1 pseudogene is annotated in these 630 nt (G+C 61.8%); it reads right to left on the bottom strand.

The annotated features are described in order from the left end of the window. Nucleotides 1–424, bottom strand: a pseudogene (locus AC1DVH_RS32395) (3-deoxy-7-phosphoheptulonate synthase); the annotation flags it as partial. Nucleotides 425–630: the final 206 nt, after the last annotated feature.

Below are 630 nucleotides of genomic sequence, written 5' to 3'. Positions count from 1 at the left end.
GCATTTCGCACATCAGCTCGCGGGATAGCGTCAGGCCAGCGGCCATGTCATCGCTGMCATCCAGGTGTGGGTCGTAGGCCAGGCCTTTCCAGCCAACCGTGGTACGGGGTTTTTCGACGTAGGCGCGCATCACCAGCAGCATTTCGTCGCTGACTTCGGCGGCGAGGCGGGCAAGGTTGCCAGCGTATTCGAGGGCTGACTTGGGATCGTGTATCGAGCATGGGCCGACGATGACCAGCAAGCGGGAGTCTTCGCGGTTGAGGATCGCGCGAACCGCCTGGCGGTGGGCGGTGACTTGCCGGGACAGGGCATTGCTGAGGGGTAATTGCTGTTTGAGTTGCAATGAGCTGGGCAGGCGCAGGGTCAGCGCTTCATTGGCAGGGCTCATGGTGGACAGCGGCAGTGCGGAGACGGACGAATTCATATTCAAGGCTTCCTGGGCTGGTGGCGGGTTTGTGCCCGCGCGCTCGGCCCTACTGGGGTGTTCGACAATTGGCCAGATTGGCTGCGTGTGTGTGCTTGCCACCTGTGGGTGACCGATCGGAGGCGGCAGGCTGTCCCGAGCGGAGGGTGGTAAATCGCCAGGCGGTAAAACTGTCGTAACGGTAATCAGTGGCGTAGTTCATGTGC

The sequence above is a fragment of the Pseudomonas sp. P4_C3 genome, assembly GCF_056402075.1.
Note: the sequence above shows the minus strand (reverse complement) of the source record. Positions and strands in the feature narration are given on the sequence as shown.